The sequence below is a fragment of the Vibrio syngnathi genome (assembly GCF_002119525.1).
Classification (GTDB): domain Bacteria; phylum Pseudomonadota; class Gammaproteobacteria; order Enterobacterales; family Vibrionaceae; genus Vibrio; species Vibrio syngnathi.
On record NZ_CP017916.1, the window covers coordinates 1,462,657 to 1,474,021 of the forward strand.

General features: G+C 42.0%; 8 protein-coding genes. All 8 read left to right on the forward strand.

What is annotated here, in order from left to right:
* Entirely contained in the window at positions 1–645 is a 645-nt protein-coding gene (locus tag K08M4_RS06805) for a condensin complex protein MksE (protein WP_086049315.1), read from the forward strand.
* 2 nt (positions 646–647) lie between these two features.
* On the forward strand, positions 648–1,877 hold the full coding sequence (locus tag K08M4_RS06810; protein ID WP_086049316.1) for a hypothetical protein: 1,230 nt from the start codon (positions 648–650) through the stop codon (positions 1,875–1,877).
* A 1-nt stretch (position 1,878) separates the two neighbouring features.
* On the forward strand, positions 1,879–2,772 hold the full coding sequence (locus K08M4_RS06815) for a DUF7281 domain-containing protein (protein ID WP_086049317.1): 894 nt from the start codon (positions 1,879–1,881) through the stop codon (positions 2,770–2,772).
* 318 nt (positions 2,773–3,090) lie between these two features.
* Entirely contained in the window at positions 3,091–6,552 is a 3,462-nt protein-coding gene (gene hsdR, locus K08M4_RS06820) for a type I restriction-modification system endonuclease (protein WP_086049318.1), read from the forward strand.
* Between the two features lie 30 nt (positions 6,553–6,582).
* Positions 6,583–8,073 carry a class I SAM-dependent DNA methyltransferase gene (locus K08M4_RS06825; RefSeq protein WP_086049319.1) on the forward strand — a complete coding sequence of 497 codons (1,491 nt, stop codon included), beginning with the start codon at positions 6,583–6,585 and terminating at the stop codon, positions 8,071–8,073.
* The gene (locus K08M4_RS06830; protein ID WP_086049320.1) at positions 8,070–9,458 is read left to right on the forward strand and encodes a restriction endonuclease subunit S; all 1,389 of its coding nucleotides are present in this window, start codon (positions 8,070–8,072) and stop codon (positions 9,456–9,458) included. Before K08M4_RS06825 ends, K08M4_RS06830 begins: the two co-directional genes overlap by 4 nt.
* 8 nt (positions 9,459–9,466) lie before the next feature.
* Positions 9,467–10,633 carry an AAA family ATPase gene (locus K08M4_RS06835; RefSeq protein WP_086049321.1) on the forward strand — a complete coding sequence of 389 codons (1,167 nt, stop codon included), beginning with the start codon at positions 9,467–9,469 and terminating at the stop codon, positions 10,631–10,633.
* 14 nt (positions 10,634–10,647) lie between these two features.
* Positions 10,648–11,343, forward strand: a complete 696-nt coding sequence (locus tag K08M4_RS06840; RefSeq protein WP_086049322.1) for a hypothetical protein — start codon at positions 10,648–10,650, stop codon at positions 11,341–11,343.
* Positions 11,344–11,365: the final 22 nt, after the last annotated feature.

The window sequence follows — 11,365 nt, forward strand, 5'->3', positions numbered from 1 at the left end:
ATGTCTGGCTTTGAAAGAACCGTTGAACTACTTATGCAAGAGGAAGTAATTTGTAATACGGCTTACAGTGCTGAATTTGCATTCTTGACCGACAACATCAAGCGAAGTGAGGTCGATCAGTATCTACGCCAAATAGGGCGCTCATTGGAAAAAACAAGTGATAACCTTGGTTATCTAATGGTCTTTTCGAACTTAGATGACAGCGCCAAGAAACGACGTGTCACCGCTCAGTTTAAGAAAATTGAGAGTGAACTATCAACACTTGTGGATTGGTTGTGCTTTGCACGTAACATTGATGAAAACTCTAATCCAATCAGTGCTGGAGAAAGAATAACCGAGTCAGAGCTACTTGCTGCAATTGAAGCGTCTAGACCTCTAGCTGAACAGCTTACTTCCATCGCGAATAAGCTTGGCCGATCTATAAAATCTCGAGAGGTCAAAAGGAAGCTGACCTCGGTTCTTAATTACCTTACTGACACGGGTTATTTTGTTCAGTTAAACACTACAGGCTCGGTGTACGAGGCGACTGCAAAATGGTCATTTTTGTACGATGTACTTGAATTTTATAATCAAAGACACGCAATTGACACTAGCGAACAAAGCAAGGTAACTCTTGAAGAATCTCAACAACAGTTAGAGCTCTAAGTATGAATCGACAACATGAATCGAAACGTGCACTTTCAGCGCTCAGCAATCACTGGGAAGCTATTGATTCGGCATGTTATGAGAGTGGGGGAATCATCCCTAACACTGAAGAGGGGGAAGTTGTATCTAAGGCACTCCTTTCCTCAAAACTTGCTTATCTCACTGATGATGATGTGGGTGTTCAGATTCACTCATCGGTCAAAAAGGTACTGAACCGAGCGACTTCTAGCATCCGATTTAGAGAAAAACATGGTGAGTTCTCTGGCTTTATAGAGTCCATTGATTTTGCAATTGGTCATTATAGGTCGACGAAGCATAACGACGTGATGCATGAAGAGGCGTTTGACGAAGTGCGTGATATTGTCGTAGAAATGATGGACGCACTAACCGAAGCGACACAGATGTTCCACCATGTAGTTAATAATGAATTCTCGACAGTTTATGATGTTGACAGCAAGATCCAACAGATCACTCGATGCAAGAACGAAGTAATCCGGCTGAATGACATTCTCGAGAAACTCTCGGTTAAACATTTACGTGAATGGGTAGTAACCGATCTGCGCCTTGAAGGCCTGATCATGAAGCGCTTAAAGGCAAGTGTCGATGAAGCCTTGAACGATATTGGTGTTTCTAACCGTAAATTGGTGGAAATGCTTCTTAAAATCCAACGAAATGAAGATCGAAAAAAGAAAAATCGAATTATCGACGTCTCAAAAATTCTCCTCGGTGATAATGGTGCATTCTCAAATCCGCTTATCGATCCTGACGACTTACCAGACAATTTATGGGTAGGTGGGGCCTTGGAGATTGGTGGGTACCCATCGATTTACACCAACTTTGACTGCGAAGAACTAAATGACATTGTTCAGTCTGTCGCTAGTCAATCTCAAAATAATACGCCCGAACCGGTTATAGAGAAATCGAACGCGACTGAAGACAGTCGGGGGGTAACTAAGTCAATTGAGATTGATGAGATTGATGAGACTCTTGAAGATTTGTTCTCAGCTCTTGGAGTTGGTGCTATCAAAGACGTGGTGACATCATCTGTAGATATTCGAGAACGTCTAGAACTAGATATTCCTGTTGATGAGTGGTTAATGCTTATCGCAACCTACATTAGTGCACAGGGGAAAGTCTCTATGCCGCAATATCATGTTGAATATGATTCCCATGTCTCCATGCCGCTTGACGGTAACTTGCAAGTGACAGACATTAAGTTTGTAAGGAAGTAGCATGAACATCAAAGTCGTTATGCTCGCTAAAAAAATCGTAACCTTACGATTAAAAATGTTTCCTGTCTCTAAAGCGTCTGATCAGCTCGTGAGCGAAACTGGCATCGTGCATTATAGAGCCAAAGGTCAGTACATGATTACGCAAGATGAACTCTCTGAGATAGAGCGCTATTATGATGAATATTTGGGTGGTTCATTACGATTGTTTACCCAAGAATCTAACCGGATTGATGCCTCGAAAGTATCCAGTGATGAGAAATCTGCAAAAGGAGGCGTCTTCGAGGCACTTCTTTCCATCGTACCGCTTTGTGAACTTCATTTAACTTCGGGCGTTATTTCTAAAGATATCAAAGCTATCATTTCCGTCCCTTTTGAAAGTCTTATTATTGATAAGATCGACAAGTTGGTGGTGATCGAAAACTCAGAACTTCTAGTTCAAAGCAGTAGATTGATGCAAACACTACCTAATGAGTGGCAAACAGGTACTCTATTGGTTTATCGGGGACATGGGGAAAGTCAGAAGCAAATTAAATCATTACTAGAAAGTCTTCGCTCTAAAACTCAGGTCGGGTTCTACTTCGACTATGACTTGTCAGGAATGAAGCTCATCAACACATTGATGAGGTATGTGGATTGCCAAGCGAGTATCATTACCCCGCGTTTCACTAACGAACAACTTAAACGCTTAACGAGTAAAATTAATTATGCCAAGCAGTACATTGAAGGTACACAACTGTTAACTAAGACATACGACTCCGATGTGGATTTTGAGAAAGTCATCCATCAAACAACCCAAAACTTGTTGAATAGTGAGCTTTCGGTGACGCAAGAAAGCTTAGTCGCACATGATATAGAATTAGTAAGTAATCCACTAAATTGGAATGAAACAGGCTGATATTAAAACTGATTAACCAGCAAGCTGTGGTATGAAGGTTATATAGTCAACTGACATAATGGCGTTAGTTCGAAACTTTTCTTTTTTTTACTCAGATCAGCACTAGTTTTTAAGTTCTGTCGGGGTACATTTCTTTAATCTGCATGTTGAAAAATCTTCAGAAGATCAATCGTAAAACAGTCCATATCTATTGTAATGACAAGCTTGATTCATGGCTGTTAGCTAACTCTATGAATTAACTAACAGTCTCAAAAGTAGTAAGATGCTAACTTAGTTGCATTTAAGATTGACCAGCATTGGCGAGAAAGGAACTTTTGAGTGGAAAAAAGTAATTTTGAGTTTTTAAAGCATCATGACGAATTACTGTTTCGGTTAGCAAACCGTGCAGAGCAATGTTTTGTTCCTGATCCAAATACCACACTGGTTAAGATACGCCAACTGGGTGAAGCATTAGCGCAAAACGTCGCTGCGCGCATAGGTGTCCAATACGGCAAAGATGAAAGTGGGCGGGATATCAGACAAGTCGACCTCTTACGTAATCTTGAGTATAAGTTGACCCTAGACCAGCGTATCAATGACTCTTTCCACACTATTAGAAAGCTTGGAAACACGGCCAATCATGACTTCACTTCATCGAGTCACCGTGATGCACTAAAAGCATTAGTATTAGGACACGCCCTTAGTGCCTGGTATCACACCCTATTTGGTGGGGCTCATGCCAAAGGTTTTAAACCACAACCCTTTATAAAACCTGAAGACCCATCTGATCATGTACGTAAGTTAGAAGAAAAACTACAAGCGTTAGAAGTTACCCAGCAGCGAACCTCAGAGCGTCTGAAAGTTGCTGAACAGCTCAAACAAGTTGAAGCAGAAAAAACCGCAGCCTTGAAAAGCCGAGCCGAGCAAATGCAGGCAGAAAGCCAGCTTTGGGAGGAAGTGGCGACTGAGCATGAGGATACGTTAACTCAATATCGTAAGAAGATGGACGAGGCCAATCTAATTTATCTGGCTGAATTCAACCAACAAGACAAACAAGCTCAAGCCAAAGTTATTGAGCTTGTTGAAAAGTCGCGTCTTGAATTAAATGAACAAGAGACGCGCGTGCTTATCGATGAACAACTTAATGATGCACAATGGACAACAGATACGGTTAACTTAAGATATTCAAAAGGGGCAAGGCCTGTAGCTAACGAAAACCGTGCTATTGCTGAATGGCCAACTTCATCTGGGCCTGCGGACTATGTGTTGTTCTCAGGTCTAACGCCTGTTGCTGTGGTGGAAGCTAAAAAGAGCGCTAAGAACGTATATGGTGCAATTGATCAAGCTAAGCGTTATGCAAAAGGGCTAACAGAGAAAGGTGGGATCACCATTGAAACGACTTACGGAGAGTTTCAAGTTCCGATTGTTTTTGCTACTAATGGCCGCCCCTATTTAGAACAGTTAGAACAAGAAAGTGGTATCTGGTTTTTAGATGTACGTGACAGCACCAACCGACGTCGTGCCCTAAAAGGTTGGTACACACCGCAAGAAATCAAAACGTACTTAAGACAAACACCACAACAGGCTAACAAAGACCTGATGGATATGAGTTTTGATTTTAAATTGAAGCTGCGTGATTATCAGGTTGATGCGATTAAATCTGTTGAAAAGACCATTAGGGAGGGGCGAGACCGGGCATTAATTGCTATGGCAACAGGTACGGGTAAAACAAAAACTTGTATAGCATTGTCGTATCGGTTACTTGCTAAAGAGCGTTTTCGCCGTATTTTATTTTTGGTTGATAGATCGGCTCTAGGAGAGCAAGCAACTTCTGATTTTAAAACGGTTCAAATGCAAGAAATGCTGACATTTGATGACGACTTCTCTGTGCTAGGTATGGAAATGGATAAACTTCCTATAGCCAAACCCGAAGACGATACCAAGGTGCATGTTGCGACCGTACAAGGCTTAGTTAAACGTATTTTGTACCCGAACGATGGTGATACCAAGCCGGGGGTTGGCCAATACGACTGCATTGTGGTTGATGAATGCCACCGTGGCTACCTGCTTGACAGAATATTAAGCGATACCGAATTAGAGTTTCGTGATCAAAAGGATTACCAATCTAAGTACCGTGCCGTTCTAGAATACTTTGACGCTTTCAAAATAGGTTTAACCGCGACACCAGCGCTGCACACAGTAGATATTTTTGGTGAACCTATTTTCAGTTACAGTTATACCGAAGCTGTACTAGATGGCTATTTGAACGATCACCTCCCACCTGTTCGTATTCATACTAAGCTAGCAGAACAGGGCATTCATTACGAAGTGAATGACGAAGTTCAAGCTTACAATGTTGAAGACAACACGGTAGAGAAGTACAACACGCCGGATGAGCTCGATTTCGACGTATCTCAGTTTAACCGTAAGGTCATTAGCCCAAGCTTTACCAAACAAGTAACTAAGTGGTTGATTGAAAGTGATGCCATTAGCCCTTATTCAGAAGCAAAAACCTTAATCTTTTGTGTTACCGACAAACATGCCGATCAGGTAGTCGAGGCATTAAAAGAAGCGTGTGAACATTATCATGGTGAAGTGGAAGATGATGCCATTCAAAAGATCACTGGAGCCAGTGATAAACCACTAGAAAAAATCCGCCTGTTTAAAAATGATCGCCTGCCCAACATCGCCGTCACGGTTGATTTATTAACAACAGGTATCGATGTACCAAGAATTTGCAATCTGGTCTTCCTCCGCCGAGTGAATAGTCGAATTCTATTTGAACAGATGCTTGGCCGTGCAACCCGCTTGTGTGATGAAATTGGTAAAGGGCCATTTAAAATCTACGACGCCGTAGATATCTATACCCAGTTAGAAGACGTCAATAGCATGAAGCCCGTCGTCACTAACGTGAACGTGACCTTTACTGAACTTGAAAATGAGATGGCGCAAGTGGATGAAGATGACCTACAAACGCTCGCCAAAAATCAATTCATCGCTAAGCTGCAAGTGAAACGTCGCCACTTAACCGACAACCAGCGTGAGAACTTTGAAACTATTGTTGGTCAATCGCCAGAAGATTTTATTCAAGATTTGAAAAAACGACCGTTAAATGAAGTGGCGCAATGGTTTACCAATCACCCAGGTTTAGGTGAGTTACTCGATGCCAAAGTCACAGGCGGAGGAAGCCGTCCACCAGTCATTATTTCAGAGCATGATGATGAAGTGACAGGCATTACTACAGGTTACGGCGATGGCCAAAAACCTGCCGATTATCTGCAAGCATTCACCGACTTTGTTAAAGCGAATAGCAACCGATTGATTGCTATTCAAACAGTCGTGCAAAAACCTTGGGAATTAACAAGAAAAAGCTTAAAAGAATTGGCGCTAGAGCTTGAAAAGAACCGCTTTAGAGAACAAGATCTGCAAGTTGCGTGGAACGAAGTGAAAAACGAAGAAATTGCCGCCAGAATCATTGGCTTTATTCGTCAAGCCGCATTGGGCGAAGCTCTCATTCCATTTGACCAGCGTGTCGATAAAGCATTAGCGACCATGTTAGCTAGCCAGCAATGGAAGACACCACAAAAGCAGTGGTTAGAGCTTATTGCCAAGCAAATGAAGGCCACCACCATTGTTGACTTGCCCGCATTAGACCAAGGCATTTTTAAACAGCAACAAGGTGGTATTAAACGCGCCAACAAACTCTTTGAACAGCCTATAGAGGATGTTCTACTCCAATTTAACAAAGCACTGTGGCTAGCCCCTCAATCGGAAGCGCCGCAGCAAGCAAAAACAGCGTAACGCTGTGAAACCCAGAAAGGTATTGTATTAATGAGCACTCAAGATCTCGTCGCCAAACTTTGGAATTTATGTAACTTACTGCGTGACGACGGCGTGACCTATCACGAATACCTTAATGAGTTAACCTATCTGGTTTTCTTAAAAATGGTCGATGAAACAGGCCAAGATGAACTGCTACCAGAAGGTTATCGTTGGGAAAATTTAGAAAAGTATAATTCAGCCACTCGTTTAGAAGAGTACCAACAACTACTTCTTCATTTGGGCTCAAATGGTTCACTGATCACCAAAGCAATTTTTAAAAGTGCCAATACCGTTATTCGTAAACCTGCCACACTAAACAAACTGGTTGTTGAGATTGATAAGCTTGATTGGTACAGCGCGAAAACCGAAGGTTTAGGCGACATGTACGAAGGCTTGTTAGAAATCAACGCAGGTGAGAAAAAATCCGGTGCAGGGCAATACTTCACACCACGAGTGCTTATCGATGTGATGATTGAGCTAATGAAGCCAAACCTAGATGATGTAATTGTTGACCCAACTGCAGGTACCGGCGGCTTCTTAATCAGTGCGCACAACTACCTAAAAGAGAACAATGATATTGACGGGTTAGATACTCTGCCATATGACAAATATCAACACGACACTTTTTTCGGTATGGAATTGGTGCCAGATACGCGACGCCTCGCCATGATGAATCTGATGTTGCATGACCTAGCTGTCGATGATGAAAACTCAGGTATTCTATTTGGTGATACTTTATCTAATGAAGGTAAAGCTCTACCACCAGCCAGCCTAATTTTAGCTAACCCACCATTTGGTACTAAACAAGGTGGTGGCGTACCAACTCGCGATGATTTGGTTCATTACACCAGTAACAAGCAGCTCGCGTTCTTACACTTGATGTACCACAAAATGCTTAAACCGGGTGGTCGTGCAGCAGTGGTATTGCCAGACAACGTTTTGTTTGAAGGCTCTGTCGGGCAAACCATCCGTAAAGATTTGATGGAGAAGTGTAATCTACACACCATTCTGCGTTTGCCAACTGGTATCTTCTACGCCGCAGGGGTAAAAACTAATGTGTTGTTCTTCTCTAAATCTGAAGATGTAAAACAAGATAAAGCTCAAACCAAGAATGTATGGGTGTATGACCTACGCTCTAACATGCCTAAATTTGGCAAACGTACCGTACTGACCAAAAAGCACTTTGAAGAGTTTTACCAAGCGGTAGGCAGCGATTTAACTCAGGTAGATGAGGAAGCTCGCAAAGCGTTTATCAGTAGCCATAAAGACGACGCGGATGGTTGCCGCTTACGTTGTTTTAGCCGTGACGAGATAAAAACTAAAGATGAATCACTTGATCTAAGTTGGATTCGTGATGAAAACAATGAAGACGCTTCAAAGCTGCCTGCGCCAGATGTGCTGATTAATGAAGCACTGGTTGAAATGGCAGGGGCAATGGAAGAGCTAAAAGCGATTTTGGTGGATTTGGATTCAGCGGAAAGAGACGAGGTGACTCTGTGAGTGACTTACCGAAGGGGTGGGCTGACACTACTATTTCAGATATAACTGATTACGTACAACGAGGGAAAGGTCCCAAGTACGCTGAAAAAAACTCGTTTCCAGTTGTGAATCAGAAGGCTGTTAGATGGTTTGGTCTTCAGGAAGAACATTTGAAATATGTTCGAGAAGATACTTGGGATAAGTACACTCCTGAAAGATTTATTCAGGTCGGTGATATTCTGTGGAACTCTACAGGCACTGGTACCATTGGCAGAGCTTGTCTTTTAGATGAAGCTGAAGCAAATAAAGCAAAAGTTGTTGATAGTCACGTGACTATTGTACGACCTAATACCCACATTGAACCTCGCTATTTGTTTGCCTGGATACGTTCACCAAAGGTTCAGCATGGTATCTCGTCTCTTTCTACTGGCACAACGAATCAAGTTGAGTTAAGTAAGTCTAGAGTACTTGAAACAAAAATACCTCTTGCCCCGCTAAACGAACAAATCCGAATTGCCAACAAGTTAGATTCTATTCTTGCTAAGGTCGATAAGGCCCAAGCTCGTTTAGACAAGATTCCTGCAATTCTAAAACGTTTCCGTCAATCGGTATTGGCAGGCGCAACGTCTGGGGAGTTGACGAAAGCGTGGCGGGAAAGTAAAGACTTACATTGGGAGGTTACTTCGTTTGGTAAACTTATCAAAAACGGCCCGCAAAATGGAATTTACAAACCATCAAAGCTCTACGGAAGTGGAACTAAAATTATTCGTATTGACGGTTTCTATGATGGAAAATTGTCACCATGGGAATCGATTAAATCTGTGCAGTTAGAAAACGACGAGCTAGCTAAATGGAAACTAAAAGTTGATGATATTTTGATTAATCGAGTAAATAGTATTGAGTATTTAGGGAAATGTGGTCACGTAGATTCTTTGCCTGAGGATGCGGTATTTGAGAGTAATATTATGAGAGTTGAGCTAGACAAGTCGCTTGCCAACCCTCTATTCATTAAACATTTCTTATCTAGCCCAATAGGTCTCATGCGATTAAGGGCGAATGCGAAACATGCAGTAAATCAAGCGAGTATTAATCAAACTGACGTAAAATCGGTAGAGATTCATTTACCAAACATAGAAGAGCAAAAGTTAATAGTGGAACTAGTTGAAGCTTTTTTAGATAAGGCCAATAAAGTAGAGAAGCAGTACCTAGACGCGAAAGCTCGTTTAGATCGTCTAACACAATCGATATTAGCCAAAGCCTTCCGAGGTGAGTTGGTGCCGCAAGATCCAACCGATGAACCGGCAGAACAACTGCTAGAGCGTATATTGAAAGAACGTGAGCAGGTCGCACCTAAAAAGACGACTCGAAAACGTACAACAAAAGCTAAAACGGCAGAGAAAGGATAATACAAGCAATGAATCAATCACTCTCGTTAATTAACATCGAAGCCAACAACTTTAAGTCGTTGGTGGATTTTTCACTGCCGTTTAGTAAGTTTAATTGTCTTGTAGGTTTAAACGGCTCGGGTAAATCGACGGTATTGCAGTTTATTGATTTCCTATCACAGCAAGTGAGTGGTGACATTGATGAGTGGTTGGATAGCCGTCAATGGAGTGCTAAAGATCTTAATTCAACGCTTACTAAGCAATCCAATATTACTTTTACAGTAGAACTTTCTTACTCGGGTAAACCCGTTATTTGGGAAGGCAGTTTCAACCGCAAAGAGTTGTATTGTACGACTGAGAAAATAACTTGGAGTGGTAAAACACTGCTTAATGTTGCTGATGGTAAGTTCTCATTACCAACAGAGGATCTTCAAGCACCTATAACCTTTGATTATCAAGGTTCGATACTGTCTCAACTAAGAAAAAATCAGCTACCGTTTGAATTAGAAGAGTTTAAAAACTTCTTCAAAGAGTTGAATGCATTAGACATGCTTTCCCCAGATATGTTGCGTGACCAACACATCAGCGGTAAGACCCTAGGCGCTGGCGGTAAGATGCTCTCAAGCTTTATCAGCAACATGACCAAAGATGAGAAATCGAACTTAGTCTCCACTCTTAAAGGTTTGTATCCAAATTTAGTCAAAGTGGATGCAACGGTTCAAAAATCAGCAGGTACAGTAAGGCTTGAGATAGAAGAAAAGTTCGGAAAGAAGACCATAAAAACAGAAGCAAGACACATTAACGATGGCTTGCTTCGCTTTATGGCTATTTTTGCTCAGTTAACCAAAAAGCAAAGTGCGTTACTACTTGATGAGATTGAAAACGGAGTGAACCCAGAGCTGATCGAAAAGCTGGTGGACAGCTTAGTGGCGGCAAACACCCAAGTCATTGTTACCACTCATAGCCCAATGATTCTTAACTACATGGAAGATGATGTCGCTAAAACAGGCGTTGTTTATCTGTATAAGAATAAAACAGGTGCAACCCAAGCGATTCGACTGTTTGACATCCCCTCTATGCAACGCAAGTTGAAGTTTATGGGACCAGGCGAAGCTTACGAAGACACCATGCTTGAGAATCTAGCCTCTGAAATTACCACATTAGAAAACGCAATTGTCCAAGATACTGACAGCTAATAGGAGCATAAAGCATGTATTTAGTTGTTAGTGGTGAAGGCGAAACCGACATCGGAAAAAGCAATGAGGCGATAGGTCCACTCAGTAAACTGATTGATAAGTATATTGAGCCGTATTCTGGATTCTCACTGTTAGAAGCAGGAATGCTAGACGTTGTTCATGAGACTCGAATTACAGAAATCTCACGTGATAGAAAAATAATCAAGCCTTTATCAAGGCGCGGTAAAAAGACTCAGCACGAAACTCGTGAGTTTTACAGTGCTGCCCGTGCTCTAGCCTATGTAGCACAGAGCGCGGATGTTCAGCCAAGCCTAGCGGTTTTGTTCCACGATTCAGACAGCAATAAATGGCCTGATTACAATACTAAACGTCTTTCAATGGAACACGGCTTTGAAGCTCAAGAGTTTGAAAATGGCGTGCCTTTTGTCGCTCAGCCTAAGTCAGAAGCTTGGTTACTCTGTGCACTGAAAAACGGCTATCAGAACTGCGCTGCATTTGAAGGGCGTTCTGGTAATGATGATTCGCCAAACTCGTTAAAGAAAGAGTTAGAAGCCTTTTTGGAAGAGCCTGCTACTCGTGTAAAGCTTAACGAGCTCGTAGACAACGGGCGCATAGACCTAGCTCAAGTCACCGATATGAAATCGATGACCGATTTCCAAGAGTCGATGAAAGAAGTACTAGGGCGCATGTTAGGTAGGCGAATCGAATAGAAACTTTCATCATTAAATAATA